This is a genomic window from Corynebacterium sp. MSK019 (assembly GCF_030232425.1).
Classification (GTDB): domain Bacteria; phylum Actinomycetota; class Actinomycetes; order Mycobacteriales; family Mycobacteriaceae; genus Corynebacterium; species Corynebacterium jeikeium_D.
Map to the genome: position 1 here is coordinate 75365 of NZ_JASPJT010000007.1, position 15792 is coordinate 91156.

General features: G+C 60.3%; 14 protein-coding genes. 4 read left to right on the forward strand and 10 right to left on the reverse strand.

Translation table 11 applies throughout. The features are described 5' to 3' along the window. Positions 1–22: 22 nt before the first annotated feature. The 3 genes from hisB to hisD are packed head-to-tail and all read right to left on the reverse strand — an operon-like array spanning position 23 to position 3198. Positions 23–661 carry an imidazoleglycerol-phosphate dehydratase HisB gene (gene hisB, locus QP982_RS06475; protein ID WP_005510321.1) on the reverse strand — a complete coding sequence of 213 codons (639 nt, stop codon included), beginning with the start codon at positions 659–661 and terminating at the stop codon, positions 23–25. A 45-nt stretch (positions 662–706) separates the two neighbouring features. Beyond that, positions 707–1849 carry a histidinol-phosphate transaminase gene (locus tag QP982_RS06480; protein ID WP_070429587.1) on the reverse strand — a complete coding sequence of 381 codons (1143 nt, stop codon included), beginning with the start codon at positions 1847–1849 and terminating at the stop codon, positions 707–709. Then, positions 1849–3198, reverse strand: a complete 1350-nt coding sequence (gene hisD / locus QP982_RS06485; protein ID WP_284870326.1) for a histidinol dehydrogenase — start codon at positions 3196–3198, stop codon at positions 1849–1851. Before hisD ends, QP982_RS06480 begins: the two co-directional genes overlap by 1 nt. A 296-nt stretch (positions 3199–3494) precedes the next feature. On the opposite strand from hisD, the gene QP982_RS06490 reads away from it, so the two are divergent. The 3 genes from QP982_RS06490 to QP982_RS06500 all read left to right on the forward strand — a co-directional run bounded on the left by QP982_RS06490 (position 3495) and on the right by QP982_RS06500 (position 7695). Then, the gene (locus QP982_RS06490; protein WP_284870327.1) at positions 3495–5201 is read left to right on the forward strand and encodes a hypothetical protein; all 1707 of its coding nucleotides are present in this window, start codon (positions 3495–3497) and stop codon (positions 5199–5201) included. Between the two features lie 77 nt (positions 5202–5278). Further along, the gene (locus QP982_RS06495; RefSeq protein ID WP_284870328.1) at positions 5279–7069 is read left to right on the forward strand and encodes a hypothetical protein; all 1791 of its coding nucleotides are present in this window, start codon (positions 5279–5281) and stop codon (positions 7067–7069) included. A gap of 50 nt (positions 7070–7119) precedes the next feature. Continuing rightward, the gene (locus QP982_RS06500; RefSeq protein ID WP_070606981.1) at positions 7120–7695 is read left to right on the forward strand and encodes a hypothetical protein; all 576 of its coding nucleotides are present in this window, start codon (positions 7120–7122) and stop codon (positions 7693–7695) included. Between the two features lie 35 nt (positions 7696–7730). Here the strand turns inward: QP982_RS06500 and nadC are convergent, their stop codons facing one another. From nadC to bioB, 6 genes are all read right to left on the reverse strand, one after another. Then, positions 7731–8612, reverse strand: a complete 882-nt coding sequence (gene nadC / locus QP982_RS06505; RefSeq protein WP_016422956.1) for a carboxylating nicotinate-nucleotide diphosphorylase — start codon at positions 8610–8612, stop codon at positions 7731–7733. Positions 8613–8618: 6 nt separating this feature from the next. After that, positions 8619–10178, reverse strand: a complete 1560-nt coding sequence (nadB, locus tag QP982_RS06510) for an L-aspartate oxidase (RefSeq protein ID WP_284870341.1) — start codon at positions 10176–10178, stop codon at positions 8619–8621. A 10-nt stretch (positions 10179–10188) separates the two neighbouring features. Next, positions 10189–11265: a quinolinate synthase NadA gene (gene nadA, locus QP982_RS06515; RefSeq protein ID WP_502870636.1), complete on the reverse strand. Its 1077-nt coding sequence runs from the start codon at positions 11263–11265 to the stop codon at positions 10189–10191. A gap of 297 nt (positions 11266–11562) precedes the next feature. Further along, positions 11563–12141: a hypothetical protein gene (locus QP982_RS06520; protein ID WP_049190416.1), complete on the reverse strand. Its 579-nt coding sequence runs from the start codon at positions 12139–12141 to the stop codon at positions 11563–11565. A 75-nt stretch (positions 12142–12216) separates the two neighbouring features. Continuing rightward, complete coding sequence (gene bsaP, locus QP982_RS06525; protein WP_016422960.1) at positions 12217–12519, reverse strand: biotin synthase auxiliary protein BsaP; 303 nt, start codon at positions 12517–12519, stop codon at positions 12217–12219. Then, positions 12506–13513: a biotin synthase BioB gene (gene bioB, locus QP982_RS06530; protein WP_284870329.1), complete on the reverse strand. Its 1008-nt coding sequence runs from the start codon at positions 13511–13513 to the stop codon at positions 12506–12508. Before bioB ends, bsaP begins: the two co-directional genes overlap by 14 nt. 191 nt (positions 13514–13704) lie before the next feature. Between bioB and QP982_RS06535 the strand changes: the two genes are divergently transcribed. Then, positions 13705–14373 (forward strand): TetR family transcriptional regulator, encoded by a 669-nt coding sequence (locus QP982_RS06535; RefSeq protein WP_284870330.1) that lies wholly within the window; start codon positions 13705–13707, stop codon positions 14371–14373. 40 nt (positions 14374–14413) lie between these two features. Here QP982_RS06535 and QP982_RS06540 read toward each other — a convergent pair whose 3' ends face one another. Then, positions 14414–15778, reverse strand: a complete 1365-nt coding sequence (locus QP982_RS06540) for a Na+/H+ antiporter family protein (RefSeq protein ID WP_016422963.1) — start codon at positions 15776–15778, stop codon at positions 14414–14416. Positions 15779–15792: the final 14 nt, after the last annotated feature.

The window sequence follows — 15792 nt, forward strand, 5'->3', positions numbered from 1 at the left end:
GGCCGTCTACTTCAGCTGCGACCTACAGAGTGCCCTTGGTCGACGGCACACCGTGGACGCGCGGGTCGTCCTCGACGGCAGCACGCAGGGCACGGGCCACAGCCTTGTACTCAGCCTCGGTGATGTGGTGCGGATCGCGCCCGTAGAGACAGCGAACATGCAGCGCAATACGGGCATTTAGGGCGAAGGACTCAAAGAAATGCTCGTTGATAACCGTTGCGTAGTGACCACCAATGACGGCAGTCAACATCTGCTCTGGTTCGCCAGTGCCAACGAAGTACGGGCGACCAGACACATCAACCACTGCGTGTGCCAGCGTTTCATCCATCGGGATATAGCAGTCACCAAAGCGACGAATACCAGACTTGTCCCCCAACGCCTGGGCGAAGGCCTGCCCCATCACAATGCCGGTATCCTCCACCGTGTGGTGCGCATCGACCTCGGTGTCGCCGTTGGCGTGCACAGTCAGGTCGAAGCTGCCGTGGGAGCCGAAAGCGGTCAACATGTGGTCGAAGAACGGCAGACCGGTCGAAATATCGGTCTTGCCGGTGCCATCGAGATTCACCGAGCAGACGATGCTCGATTCGCGGGTGGCGCGCTCGACACGGCCAACGCGCTCAGTGCGCTCTGCCTCCAGATGGTCCTTATCACTGAAGTGCATAAGTCAGATCTCTCCTTGTAGTGGGATGTACCGGCAGCATTTCGCTTAAGCCAGCGCGGTCGCTGCCAATTTCTTGGCCGCCGCCAGCAGCGCATCATTTTCGCTGGGCAGACCAATAGTGGCACGGAGACGACCGGGCACGCCAACATCGCGGATGAGTACTCCCTCATCCAAGAAGCTCTGCCATGCCGTCGCGGCATCGGCGAAGCGCCCGAAGAAGACGAAGTTGGAGTACGAGTCAATCACGTCGTAGCCATAGCTGTTCAGGGCGGCTACGACGCGGTCACGCTCGTCGGCAAGCTTTGCGACGGTCGACAGCGTCGCATCCGAGTGGCGGAGTGCAACCGTGGCTGCGGCCTGCGTCAACGTCGACAGGTGGTATGGCAGACGTACGAGCATCACAGCATCAATAAATGCTGGGTTAGCAACGAAGTAGCCGAGGCGGCCTCCGGCGAAGTCGAAAGCCTTGCTCATCGTGCGGGAGACAACCAGCTTCGACGGGAACTCAGCCAGCAGCGTTGTCGCCGACGGCTCCTCAGTGAACTCGGCGTAGGCCTCATCGACAATGACGATGCCCGGCGCGGCTTCAATAATGCGGCGCAGGTCAGCGAGCGTGGTCAGGTTGCCAGTCGGGTTGTTCGGAGTCGTGATGAAGATGACGTCAGGACGGTGCTCGGCAATGGCCGCGAGCGCACTATCCATGTCGATGTCGAAGGTCTCCGGGTCGCGGTCGATGCCGATGAACTCCGTCTGCGTGCCGGACGAGAGGATCGGGTGCATCGAGTAGCTGGGCACAAAGCCCATTGCGCTGCGCCCCGGCCCGCCAAATGCCTGCAGCAGCTGCTGGAGAATCTCATTGGAGCCGTTGGCGGCCCATACCTGGTCGACGGTGATGTCCACGCCGGTCTGGCGGGTGACATAGTCGGCGAGTGCGCTGCGCAGTGCTACTGCGTCACGGTCCGGGTAGCGGTTGAGGTCAGAGGCGACCTTCTCCAGTTGCGCCACCAGGTCGGCGATGAGGTCATCGGATGGCGGGTACGGGTTTTCGTTGGTGTTCAGGCGAACATCGACGTCGAGCTGCGGGGCACCGTAGGCTTCCTCGCCGCGCAGTTCGTCGCGCAGTGGCAAATCTGCCAGCGCCAACTTGGCTACTGACGGCTGTGGCTGATTCTCAGGCTGGTTGCTCATTAGTTGTTCCCCTTTTCTGCGCCATTGATCTCAGAGCCGAGAAGCGTCTCAAAGCGGGCACGGATGGCCTCGCCGTGCGCTGGCAGTCGTTCTTCGTTGGCCAGGACTACTACGCTGTCGGCAACTTCCTTCAACGCGGCCTCGTTGTAGTCAATCATGTGGACCGACTTGAGGAAGGTGTGCGTTGACAGGCCCGAGGCGTGGCGGGCGGTGCCGGAGGTCGGCAACACGTGGTTAGAGCCGGCCGAGTAATCGCCCAGTGGCACCGGCGAGAAGCGACCGATGAAGATTGCGCCGGCATTGGTAATGCGTTCGGCATCGGCCTGCGCGTTTTCGGTGTGGATCTCCAGGTGCTCAGCGGCGTAGGCATCTGCAACCTGGATGCCGATATTCATGTCGTCGACAAGCACGATGCCAGACTGATCGCCGGTGAGCGCCTCGCGAACGCGGTCGGCGTTCATGGTGACCTCGTAGCGGTTTTCGACCTCGCGGTCGACGGTGGCGGCGAAATCGGCGTCGTCGGTGATAAGCACGCTGGCGGCCATGACGTCGTGCTCAGCCTGGGAAATCAGGTCGTAGGCGACGGAGACAGGATCAGCGGTGTTATCTGCGAGAATGGCAATTTCGGTCGGGCCAGCTTCGGCGTCGATACCGACGACCGAGCGGCACAGGCGTTTGGCGGCGGTAACGAAGATGTTGCCCGGACCGGTGACCATGTCGACCGGCTCGAGGCTCTCGTTTTCATCGCCGTATGCGAGCAGTGCGACGGCCTGTGCACCACCGACGGCCCACACCTCGGTCACGCCAAGCAGCTTGCAGGCAGCCAGGATGGTCGGGTGCGGCCAGCCGTCGTTGTCGGCCTGCGGCGGAGAGGCGACGACGAGGGACTCCACACCAGCTTCCTGAGCTGGGATGACGTTCATCAATACGGACGACGGGTAGACGGCGTTGCCCCCGGGGACGTAAAGACCGACGCGCGAAACCGGAATCCACTTCTCGCGGACAATGCCGCCGGGCAGAATTTCAACAGTCTTATCATTCGGCTTCTGAGCAGCGTGGAACGCGCGCACGCGCCCGATGGACTCCTGCAGAGCAGAGCGGACATCGTCTTCCAGCGCAGCTTCCGCGGCATCGATAACCTCCGCTGGAACGCGCATGGATGCCGGACGAATACGGTCAAACTTCTCGGAGTACTCCATCGCCGCTTCCACACCACGGACTGCCACGTCATCGACAACGGGCTTGACCGTGGGAATCATCGAATCAACGTCTGCCGCACCACGCGGCAACACTCGACGCAGAGTGGCGGTGGTGGGAGTCTGACCGCGAAGATCAATAGTGGACAACATAATTAATTAGTAACCGCCTATTCGCACGATGGATTCATACGTGAGCACTTCAGAGTGACAAAGAAATGACAACAAAGTATTGAAAATCTGGGTCAAAGCCAAAGACTTTATCCACGGTTTTCGCTACTATTCGCCCTTAAAGGCACCCTTGAGTATGAACTAAGCATATCTTTCTCACGTTAGGTTCATACCGATTGCCCCATTTAACCCCTCATACTGTGGCGCAAGTTAGCTCCGCCACAGTGACCCATTACAGTGTTAAGGAAAGTAGTAACCAGTCGTAGAAAGGTCAGCTGTTGAACCAGGAAGGAAACAGCCCGGATTTGCCGGAGCTCGTCGCAGCCTATGCAGACGCGACCGCAGCCGACAATTCCCTGGCCACGCGCCAACTGGAATCAGTTTTCGCGCATCATTTCTACAACCCACAGCTCTTTTCTGACCCGGAAGCCCACGGCGTTACCGAACACGTCGGCGCGTTTTACCGCATAGTCCGCGAGGTCACCGAATCGCTCGGCATGATGACGGCTGCGCACGATGCCGCCCTGAACTGGATGGTATGGGCATCCGATAACGACAACGTCCCGGAGTACTGGCGCGCCCGGGCACGGCTAGCGGCGGATGAAGCCCGCCGCTACACCACCTTTATCGCCGATGGCCCCACCTCTGCTGCCGCAGAGACCGAAATCCCACTCATCGCACGCATGAGCAGGGAGATCACCTCGTACCGGGCACTCGTGCTTGCCGACGATCTGGATGCCCCAACCAGCAGTCACAGCGCGGTGACCACGGATGCGGATGGGCCGCGGCCGCAGGAATCGTCGGCAAGCGAAGAAGCGGAGGAGCCGTTTAGCCCACGCCAGTGGAAGAAGCGGGCGGCACTGACTGACGCGCTGATTCGGATTGCAAGCGCCCTGCGAAAGGTCAACCGCGAGGACTTGGCACGGGAGCTGCACGAGATGATTCGTGCACTGCCAAATGAGGATAAGTTTGAGTCGATTGCGCTGGCGAAGACTCTGACGGAGGCATCACTGCTGCACCGAGCCGGGAAAGTCGTCGACGCAGCGCGACTTTGCGCCTCACAGCTCAATGCAATCGGTAACCGCTCCGTAATCGCGGGCCTTGAGCTGAGGCAGAATTTGGCACGGTACTCGATAGAGACCGGTAATAGCGATACCGCGTTCCGAATGCTGTCGAACAATGTGGCAGTCGCGGACCAGCACAGACTTGACACTGACTATATTCTCGCGGTTCGTGAGATGGCAGACATCAACTTCGAGGTGGCACATAACAAGCCCGATGCCGCGGAGATGCTGAAGCTGACTCAGCGCGCCCAGGATGTGTCGGCAGACTACCCCAACTGTGAAGTCACCATGGAAATCGCGCTGCTGAAGGCAACGGCACTGTACGAACTCGGAGATTTCCGTCATGCCGGCCAGGAAGCAGAGTCGGTTGCAAAGTGGTCTGAGCCTACCCAGGATGCCGCACGTACTGATTTTTCCTGTGCCATTGCGGCGGAATCGGCAGTCCAAGAGGGAAATACTGAGCATGCTGCAGTGCTCTTCGACGCGCTGGCCGATATTCGTGCCGGATACTCGTCCCCGATTTCGCCTGCGGAAACTCTGATGGATGCCGCACTATCACTCAGTAACGTGGGCGCCACAAGTGAGCTGACCGACCACCTGATGGAACGCTCACGTGGCTACGTGGTTGGGTCCTGGGAATCGGCCAAGTGGCACGAAGCACAGGCGCTGTTGTGCTGGTCTGTGTGGGACAACGACGGCGTGTACAAGTACGCCGACGAAGCTGCCGAGCTTTTCTTAGAAGCCCACGCCCCTGCCGACGCCGCCCGCACACTGACCATCGCGGTGCGTGCTGCTGCTAGTGATAACAATGAGGAACGCGCCCGCCGGTTCGCGGTTCGCATCGGCGACCTAGTCGGCCCGGATCACCCGGTGCGCGATGAAGTTCGTGGACTAATGCGTAGCTTTTCAAACCCGGATTAACAGCGCACCCGACTGCACAGGTCTGAAAAACAAAGCAGTTTTTGCATCTTCCCGATGCCACGGGCGAAGATAGTCCAATGGTCTGGTGGGAAGAAGAAAACTCTGAGTCTGGAATTCAAGTTGGCGATTGGGATACCGGCATCGCGGCCGACTACGCGTCAGGGAATTCAGAAAGCGCAGCAGCAACGGAGAACTCGTCCGAACCCCTGGACTTTCCTCCCCTGCCCAATCCGCTGAAAGCATTGCCGGACTCTCTCCCGGAGTTGCTGGTTATTTCCCGCAAGGCCGGTGCCACGCTCGACCACGTCACCAGTTGGCGCGCTGTCACCAAGTTCGCCCACACGCACTGGTTGGCCGACGCGCCTACCAACTCCCCCGATGTCGTTGGCGAATTCCACGCACTCAGGCACGCAGTCGCCGACCAACTGGAATTAGTAGAAGAAGCCGCTGCTGCACGCGCCGAGTGGCTGCGCTGGGCAACTGAGGCCAACATCCGCCCCGCGATCTTGCACGCACGCTCCTACGGAGCATTCGCCGAGGCAGAGGCCTTCATCGACGCCAACCCAGGTGATGCCATCACCGGCCGGCGCCCCGAGGACTCCGAAATCCCAGAGCTGATCAGTCTTACTAAGGACATCGTCGCCACCACACCACAGCCCGGGGAGGCCTATTACTACCTGGTCAGCGCGGCTGTTGCTGGTGCCGCAGCATCGCTGGCGCGCCGGGCGGAAATCGCCGGTCAACTCTCTGAATGGTCCGCACGCTGGGCACCAAAGCGAAGCAGTTTTGATGACCGCAAGCTATTGGAGGCGCAGCTCGCGCACAGCCGTGGTGAGCTGCGCAGGGCCGCCCGCATCGCAGCCAGCGTCGCGGCAGCCCCTCAGTCGGAACCCGTCACCACGACGATTGAAGCTCGCCAATTCCTGGCTTTCCTCTCTCTGGAAGCTGGTGAGGAAGCGGAGGCAATCCGCCAGCTACGCCCAATCGTGCAGGCTGGTCTCGATGCAGGACTCACGGTCGCGGTGCTTCGCAGCGTGCGTCTGCTCTGTGCGCTTCTCAACGCCCACGGCGATTTCGCGGAATCCGCCGCAATTGCCCGCCGCGCGCTCGCCAGCGCCGAAGGCATTCCGGTCAACCCCATCACCATGGATATCCAGCTCGTTCTGGCCCGCAGTCTCCTCGACGCCGACGAGGTTGACGAGGCGCTGCGCTTTGCCGAACCAGTTGCGCACTGGTCAGCATTTACCGCCGATGAAGAACGCACCGACGCGGCTTTTTCTATTGCCTCCGCAGCCGCGGGGCTCGGCAATAATCCCCGCCAGGCGGCAAAGCTGCTCATCGAACACGGCGAGCACCTTGAACGCAACGGCGATACCAAGGGCGCTGCCAAGGCCTACCGCCAGGCTGCACGTTCCATCATTCATGTTATTGACCTGGTCATTTCCGAAGAGGGCTCCGAATTCACCGCCGAGATCGTCTCCGAGGACGCTTCCGCCGTCATTGACCACACGCTCAACGAGGCTGAGGACCTTCTGCTGCGTTCTCAGAAGCTCATCTCCGACGACTGGTCACTCGCCGACTGGCACGACGATGCCGCCTACGTCTTCTACTCCGCTGGCCGCGACACTTTGGCCATCAACCATGTGGAAGCCGCCGCGAAGGGCTACCTGCAGTCCGGCGATGGCGAGGAAGCCGCCCGCGCGCTGCTGGCGGGGGTTCGATACCGTCTCGACGCGGGTGATTCCGACGGTGCCGCCGCCTACGCCCGGCGCGTCGAAGAGCTTCTGCCCCGCGACGTGTGGGAAGGCCATCCTGTTCTCGATGCCCTTGACGTCATCATCATTCAGTCGCTTGACGACGAATACTAGCGCCCCGCCCACTTCAGTGCTGGCGGTGGCACAAAGTAGAGTGTTAGGTCATGACTACTTCTGGTGATTCCGCGACTTCTAGCCCGCAGCAGCTTTTCGACGCCGCCACGGCATTGGCTGAGGAAAACAACCTCTGGGAAGCAGCCCTAACTCTGATGCAGGGGTTCGAGGAGCTCGGCGACAAGGCTGATGCCCCGCAGACCGACAGTCTAGGGCGCCCCATCCGTGGCTCTGCACCGAAGCTGATGGACAAGGCCGCGGACTGGTTGGATTTGCTGGATAACCTGGAGAAAGACGGCTTCGAGCCGACTGCGGACACCCCACCGCGCCACCTGCGCTGGGCGATGTGGCACACCTTGAACGGCCAAGCAGAGATTCGTCGAGGACATCAAGGGCGCGCCATTGATCACCTGGAGTTGGCGGCGGGACTTTTCCAGTCCGATAACCTCAATATCCAGGCCGTGCCTCTGCTTGCACAAATTGCACAGTGCCACCTGCATTTGGGCGATGTCGCTGCTGCAGAGAAGGCACTTTACCGCGCACAGGAAACCTGTGATGAGCAATCGCGGGAGCGCTGGGGGTCGGCACTAAGCGAGATTGGCGCGGAAATCGCCCGTCGCCTGTAGGCGAAGCTGCGAAGCGATACCGGGGGCTGATTCAGCTACTGCTCGTCGAAGTCGAGTCCGACATCGAACACCTTGGCCGAGTGGGTTAGCGCGCCCACAGCCAGGTAATCGACACCACAGGACGCGTACTCACGAGCCACATCGATGGTCAGTCCACCAGAGGACTCAAGCTGCGTGGCCGGAGAAATCTGCGAGCGGCGCTGCACCGCAATCTGGGTCTCCCAGACCTCGAAGTTGTCCAGCATGACGATGTCCGGCTTCATCGGCAGGATCTCATCGAGCTGTGCGAGGGTATCGACTTCCACCTCACACGGCAGCTCCGGGTACTGATCCCGCACCCTCTTCAACGCACCGGACACGGAACCGACAGCCACCACGTGATTGTCCTTAATCAGTGCTTCATCGCCCAAAGCGTAGCGGTGGTTAATTCCGCCGCCGCAGGTCACAGCATACTTTTCCAGGTTGCGCAGCCCCGGCAGCGTCTTTCGGGAATCGCGCACCCGCGCACCGGTGCCGATAATCGCGTCAGCCCACTGGCGCGTCGCAGTAGCTACACCACTGGCGTGCGTGAGGATATTCAGCATTGTCCGCTCAGCAGTCAGCAACCCCCGAGTCGGCGCAGAAATCGTTGCCAGCACTGTGCCAGGACGCACCAGGGTGCCATCTTCAACGTGCTTTTCGACGGTGAACTCACCCGAGATGACCTCCTGCAGCGTCCACTCCACCGCATCGATTGCCGCGATAACGCCCTCTTGCCGGGCCACCAGGCGGGCGAGTGCCTGCGCAGATGCCGAGACTGTCGACAGCGAGGTCACATCCGGCCCGAAGCTCATGTCTTCCTGTAGTGCCGTCCGAATGAGGCCACGGGTGATGTTTTCGTTCAGCACCCCGCGCAGAGTGTCCTTCTCAAGAGTCATGGTTAGCTAATCCCCATCCTTTTCAAACCAAGTGTGGCACCCCAAAGTATATGGTCGTGCCAATGCTGCTTCGACGACTTTCCTTGCGGCCACGACCTGAACCGATTGCGGGAGCCGATCGATAACCGCCAACGCCTGCCGCAAGCTCTGCTCATTACGCGTTACACCAGCGCCTTCCTGCATCGCCGTCTGCAACCGGAAAAGCTGCCGTGGTTCCAGTTCTGGCCGTGGCTGAGGCAGGCTTTCAACGGCCGCTGCGAATTCCTCGTCCCCGACCGGCACAGCGTGTGTTTCAGCGACTTTTTCGGCCACCCGCTTGCCGACGACCAGGCCCTCCAGCAACGAATTGGAGGCCAACCTGTTGGCACCGTGGAGCCCTGTTGCGGAGCATTCGCCGGCCGCATAGAGGCCCGGCACACTAGTTGCACCGAATGGGTCGACGGCAATACCACCACAGGTGTAGTGGACCGCCGGGGCCACGGGAATGAGGTCCTTGGTCGGATCAATCTCCGCTGCGGTCAGGCCCGCTGTGATCGTCGGAAAGCGGGCGGCGAAGTTGTCGATGTGACGTGCGTCGAGGAAGACGTGGTCCTCGCCGAGCTCGCGCATGCGAGTCGCGATGGCGCGCGAGACGATATCGCGCGGAGCCAGGTCCCCGCGAGGGTCAACGCCGGCGGTCACACTGTTGCCCCGGGAGTCGACGAGAATGGCTCCTTCACCACGGACAGCCTCGCTGATGAGATGGCGTCGGCCGGTGCCATCTGATGCCGAGCGCTCGTCATAGAGCACCGTCGGGTGAAACTGGATAAACTCCATGTCCCGAATCTCCGCGCCAGCATCGGAGGCCATGCCGATAGCCTCACCGCGGGCACCCGAGGGGGCCGTGGTCGCGCGGTAAATATGGCCCACGCCGCCGGTAGCCAGCAGAGTGGCGCCTGCTCGAATAGCTCCACCCCCACGGGGATCCGCTACCAGCGCCCCCAGCACGCGGCCGTCTTTGCCAACGATGAGCTGGCGCGCTGTGGCGTTTTGTAGTACTCGCACGCCGGTAACTGAGGCTTCTAGGGCGCGCTCGATTTCAGCACCAGTGGCGTCACCGCCGGCATGAATGATGCGCCGCGCGTGGTGTCCGCCCTCTTTAGTGCGGGAATAAACGGCCGGGTTATCCGGTGCCGGGTCGAATGTAGCGCCTAGCCCGATTAGCCACTCGGTCGCCGCAGCGCCGGCGCGGATGATGGAAGCCACAGCCTCTTCATCGCCGTGTCCGGCACCGGCATCGAGAGTATCCGCGATATGGGAATCAGTGGTGTCGTCGAACCCGTTGGCCACATGGCCGCTGGGGTCGTCGTCAAGCCCGACGACCGCGAGCCCGCCCTGGGCGAGATTCGTGGCAGCATCGGCGAAACGCAGCTGTTTGCGGGCACCGACGCGCCACTCGACGCTGTCGATAACCAGCACGTCGAGGCCGAGCTCAAGAGCCCGACGCGCAGCACTGAGCCCTGCGACTCCCCCGCCGATGACGAGGAAGTCACACGTCAGTGTCCAACTGTCGAATGATGGGCGCAGACCAAACGTGTTACTCGCCTCCGCCTGGGTTACCGATGGCGATCATGCGCTCGACCGAAGCGCGCGCCTTGTCGGCGACATCCGGCTCGACATCGACTTCATCAGTGCCCTCAACGAGGCAGCGCAGCAGAGCCGCCGGAGTGATGAGCTTCATGTACGAGCAGGAAGCGCGGTCGTTGACCGGCTCAAAGTCGACATCCGGTGCGGCCTTGCGCAGCTGGTGGAGCATGCCCACCTCAGTGGCCACGAGCACCTTGCCGTTGGGCTTGTTCTCCTTCAGCTTCTGCGCCTCGGTCAGCATCTCGCCGGTGGAGAGCATCTGCACGCGCTCGGGCTCGATGGTGCCTTCACCTGCGAGGTAAATCGCAGAGTTCGCGCAACCGCACTCCGGGTGAATGAACAGCTGCGAATCGGCGTTCTCCTCCGCGCGGTGCGCGAGTTCCTCACCGTTGATGTTGGCGTGGACATGGCACTCACCAGCCCATACCTTGATGTTGTCGCGGCCGGTCTCACGGCGGACGTGTGCGCCGAGGAACTGATCCGGGTTGAACAGGATCTCCTGGTCTTCCGGGATGGACTTGACCACGTCGACGGCGTTGGAGGAAGTACAGCAGATGTCGGTCAGAGCCTTTACGTCTGCCGTGGTGTTGACGTAGCTGACTACCAGTGCGCCGGGATTCTCTGCCTTCCACTCGGCCAGTTCATCTGCGGTGATGGAGTCCGCCAGGGAGCAGCCGGCGCGCTCGTCCGGAATAAGGACGGTCTTCTCTGGGCTCAGAATTTTGGCGGTTTCCGCCATGAAGTGAACACCACAGAAGACGATGACGTCAGCATCGGTTTCCGCAGCGATGCGGGAAAGTCCGAGGGAGTCGCCTGTGTAATCGGCAATATCCTGAATCTCCGGCAGCTGGTAGTTGTGCGCAAGAATTACGGCATTGCATTCGCGGGCGAGGCGCTTAATCTCCTGGGCCCAGCGCTCATCTGCAACTACGCCACCGTAGCGGCCATCTTTATCGACTACCGATTCGTACAGATCCGATTCAAGGCGCGGCAGGCTGGAAGCATTGGCCGCAAGGCTGGTATTCACGGAAAACTACGTCCTTACTTCAATGGGCTGTGGCTACGACCGGAGAAAACGCCGTCACCGTTACCGGCAACGGTCCCCGGAGGCATTCGCAGCGGACTCAAACGGGCAAGTGCAAGAGACCTAAGCTCGCCACACAATATCGAAAAAGCCCCTAAATCGGGGCGAATACTGACATCGAAGACGAACCTATTTCCCAAAATTGTAAGGCTTGTATAAGCCTATTTCCCAATAACTACCCCTGTTCAGTAGGAAATAGTGCTTTACGACGGCCCCCCCCCCACGCCGAACCTCACCGTCTCACTTAGTGACCGAATCTGCGTCCGTAGCATTGTCTGCAGCGCTCTCGTTGCCTTCCGTGAAGTCCGTTTGGAACAGCACCCGGGACCACAGTGCGAGCATGGCAACCAGTGGCGCGACCAGCAGTGCTACATAGGTTTTGAAGTCCGGAATCACCGAGAACTTATCGCCCGGCTGCATTCCCGCCAGATCCGGCTGGAGCAATGCCGCAACCGACTGACCGACGAGGTACGTCACTGCTGCGCTCATCAACGCGGAGAAACCTGCCCATCCAATTGCCGTGAGCATCTGCACAGGAGTCGTGATGGCACGGTTTCGGAAGGTAGTAATTCCCAGCACCAGGCCGCTGATGGCAGTGACAGCAACAAACCAGAGCAGCCCAATAAAACCAGCGTCAACGGTTTCTTGAATAATCGCTAGTTGGTTATCCGGGAGCATTTGCACTTGCTGCTTGGGGCGTAGGAATGCCCAGGCCACTCCGGCTATCGTTCCCGTTACGACGGAGAAGAGAACAATACCCGAGGCCATTGCCACGCTCTGCTTTTCAACGTGTGGGACTCGGGTATTTTTCATAGTCATAGTTGACTAACTTACCTCACGGCGCACATCCGGTACTAGCGTGCCCGAATGGCGCACTAGCACAATCAGCGCCTTTTATCGCTGCTCCAACATAACGGAGTCCACTTCGCCGTGGCGCGAGCACTTTGCAGTCCAGCCGTCCGGACGCACCTGCACCACCATCCGGCGCCCACAGAGCTGGCAGAACCGAGGCGCCTCCAGTCCAGCTTTTGCACCATAGGAGCGTTCGCGCACTTCACCAGCTTCGAGGTCGGCGCCGGTAAAAGGATCGAACTTGGGCTCATCTCCCAGCACCATGGCCTGGAGCAGCTCTGTGGAGTCGACTTTCTTACTCCGCGGCGAGCGCGGGCTAGATGTCCGAGGCTTAGACAGTTGCATTGAGGGCCTTAATTGGGAGTCGTACCTTGCCAAGCATGTCCAGGTCCTGCTCCGCCGGACGGCCCAGAGTGGTCAGGTAATTACCGACAATGACAGCGTTGATACCGCCGAGTAGCCCCTTTTCTGCGCCCAGGTCGCCCAGGGTGAGCTCACGACCGCCAGCAAAACGCAGGATGGTCTTCGGCAGTGCCAGACGGAAGGCACCGATGGCACGCAGTGCGTCCTTGGCTGGCATCGGCTCGCGACCGGCGAACGGAGTGCCCGGGCGCGGGTCGAGGAAGTTCATCGGCACCTCGGTCGGGTTGAGAGCTGCCAGGTCCTGAGCGAACTCGGCACGCTGCTCAAGGGTCTCTCCCATACCCAGGATGCCGCCACAGCAGACCTCCATGCCGGCTTCGCCGACCATACGCAGGGTGTCATGGCGCTCTTCCCAAGTGTGGGTGGTCACGACCTGCGGGAAGTAGCTCTTGGCGGTCTCGAGGTTGTGGTTGTAGCGGTGAATACCAGCCTTGGCCAGGCGATCTACCTGCTCCTGCGTCAGAATGCCCATAGAGGCGGCCACATTAATGTCAACCTCTGCCTGAATGGCGGCGACGGCCTGTTCCATCTGGCTGAGCAGTCGCTCGTCCGGCCCCTTTACTGCAGCAACGATGCAGAACTCAGTCGCACCCGACTTTGCGGTCTGCTTGGCGGCGTCCACCAGGGCCGGGATATCCAGCCATGCCGAACGCACCGGGGACTCGAACAGACCCGACTGCGAACAGAAGTGGCAGTCCTCTGGGCAGCCGCCAGTCTTCAGCGAGATAATGCCTTCAACCTCGACCTCTTCGCCGCACCACTTCAAGCGCACCTCGTGAGCCAGCCCCAGCAGATCCTCGATGCTGTCATCATCGAGGTTCAGAACTGCCAGGGTCTCCTCATAGTTCAGCCCCTCACCGCGGCCGAGCACCTTTTCTCGGGCGAGTTCCAAAATGTCCTGCTGCTGTTGAGTCATGGGGGTGATGCTCCTTGAGGCTGGGGATAAAACTTGAACACCGTTTCAGAAGTTGTTCAGTTATCAAACTTAATACTGCGTCTACAGAATGTCGAACAGGGTTCAATTCCCGTCGTGTCGCGGATTTACGCTCCCCATTTCAGCCTTGAGACATCTTCCAGATGATTCTTCTTTCGTCTACGGTAGGCAGTGTGCAATTGACCAAGGACATCATTGTCGACGCAGCTCTCACCATTCTCAACGAGTACGGACTCGGCGATCTCACGATCCGCCGTCTGACTCGCCACTTGGGTACCGCCGCTGGCGCAATGTACTGGCACTACCCTTCCAAGCAGGCACTGCTGGGCGCCGTCGCTGACCGCATCTTGGCTCCCTGCACAGAGTTTTCCGCCACCGGCGATTGGCGTGCCGACATCGAAGCCGTCGCCGAGCTGCTCTACTCCTGCCTCACCGCTCATCGGGATGGCGCCGAGGTCGTCTCGGCCGCGCTCGCTACGGGCACCGCCACGATTCGCCCCGAACAACTGCTTGCCGACGTCCTGGAGAATGCACCTGAAACCTCCATCAGCACCCCATCAGTGGCTGATACCGCGTCTGTCCTCGTGTACTTCATTCTCGGAGCGACAGTCGACCAGCAGACAGCCATCGCGCTTAATCTGAACGGTGCCACGGGCGCTTCCGACAAGGGTGACACCAGAGGCGAGGACACCGCCGATGAGGACGCTGAGGTCGAGACTTCCTCTGAAGATGCGGCTGCACAGGCAAAAGAGCTCGGCCGCCAGCGCATTGCACTGGGAACCGAGCTCTTTATCGCCGGAATTGCGGGGGTTGCGGGGACTAAGGGAATCGCAGGTCATTAAGCCCCGCTGGAGCAATCACACTCACGGTCAAGCCGCGGCGCTAGAGCACCAGAGCTGCTACCCAACCAGCTGCCAGCAGCGGCAGGTTGAAGTGCAGGAAGGTCGGAATAACCGAATCGCGAATGTGGTCGTGCTGCCCGTCGGCATTGAGACCCATCGTCGGGCCGAGCGTCGAGTCCGATGCCGGCGAACCAGCATCGCCCAGAGCACCTGCAGTACCAATGATGGCGACGGTAGCCATCGGCGAGAAGCCCAGCGATACACACAACGGCACATAGATGATGGCGATAATCGGCAGCGTCGAGAAGGACGAACCAATACCCATCGTGACCACCAGACCAACGACCAGCATGGCGAATGCAGCGGCAGGCTTGTTGCCCGCAAACAGCTCTGCAGTAGCGGTCACCAGCGGCTCGATCTGGCCGGACTCCGACATCACCGAGGCGAAGCCCTGTGCAGAAATCATGATGAAACCAATCAGGGCCATCATCTTCATACCGGCGGTGAACACGTCGTCCGCCTCACGCCAGCGCACGGCGCCGGTGAGCATGAAGATTGCCAGACCAGTGAGTGCACCAATCAGCAACGGATCGGCATCGGTCTCCATAGAATTCATCACAATCTGGACGACGAAAGTCACCACGATTGCAACGAGAGCGACGATAACTCGGTACTTCGACACCGGTTCGTCAGACTGGGTTTCTGCGTGTGAGGACTGGGCAATCGGCCGATCTTCGTAATGCCGTGGCTTCCGGTAGGAGAAAAATACGGCAATGGCCAGACCGGCCAGCATGCCGAGAGCCGGGATGCCCATCGTCATCATGATGTTGATATTGGAAACATCAAGGCCAGCATTCTCGATGTTCCCCAGCAGGATGTCGTTCAGGAAGATAGAACCGAATCCGACCGGAACCCACATGTAGGTGGTGACCAAACCGAAGGTCATCACACTGGTAATCATTCGACGGTCGATGTTGAGGCGGTTAAATACCGGCAACAGCGGCGGAATAATCAGCGGGATAAACGCAATGTGAACTGGGATGAGGTTCTGCGACATAATCGCCATGGCCAAAATGCCGGCGACCATACCCCACTTGGTCCATGCCTCTGCCTTAGATTTAGCGCCTTCATCCTCCGTACCGATCTTGGCAATCAGCCAATCGGCCAGCAATTTGGGCAACCCAGAGGATGCCACTGCCATGGCAAAGGCACCCAGCATGGCATAGCTCAGGGCAATCTTCGCACCACCAGAGAGGCCTTCCTGGAAGGCAACCATTGTGGCATCGAGCCCCATACCGGCGGAAAGACCACCGACTAAGGCGCCAATAAACAGCGCTAGCACAACGTGTACCCGGCAGACCGCCAGGATTAGCATCACCAAAACGGCGAGAAGAACGGCATTCATAAGGAAAATATTAA

Coding starts and splice junctions, on each gene's coding strand:
- hisB (WP_005510321.1), bottom strand. CDS start 661: ATGCACTTCAGTGATAAGGACCATCTGGAGGCAGAGCGCACTGAGCGC.
- QP982_RS06480 (WP_070429587.1), bottom strand. CDS start 1,849: ATGAGCAACCAGCCTGAGAATCAGCCACAGCCGTCAGTAGCCAAGTTG.
- hisD (WP_284870326.1), bottom strand. CDS start 3,198: ATGTTGTCCACTATTGATCTTCGCGGTCAGACTCCCACCACCGCCACT.
- QP982_RS06495 (WP_284870328.1), top strand. CDS start 5,279: ATGGTCTGGTGGGAAGAAGAAAACTCTGAGTCTGGAATTCAAGTTGGC.
- QP982_RS06500 (WP_070606981.1), top strand. CDS start 7,120: ATGACTACTTCTGGTGATTCCGCGACTTCTAGCCCGCAGCAGCTTTTC.
- nadC (WP_016422956.1), bottom strand. CDS start 8,612: ATGACTCTTGAGAAGGACACTCTGCGCGGGGTGCTGAACGAAAACATC.
- QP982_RS06520 (WP_049190416.1), bottom strand. CDS start 12,141: ATGACTATGAAAAATACCCGAGTCCCACACGTTGAAAAGCAGAGCGTG.
- bsaP (WP_016422960.1), bottom strand. CDS start 12,519: ATGCAACTGTCTAAGCCTCGGACATCTAGCCCGCGCTCGCCGCGGAGT.
- bioB (WP_284870329.1), bottom strand. CDS start 13,513: ATGACTCAACAGCAGCAGGACATTTTGGAACTCGCCCGAGAAAAGGTG.
- QP982_RS06540 (WP_016422963.1), bottom strand. CDS start 15,778: ATGAATGCCGTTCTTCTCGCCGTTTTGGTGATGCTAATCCTGGCGGTC.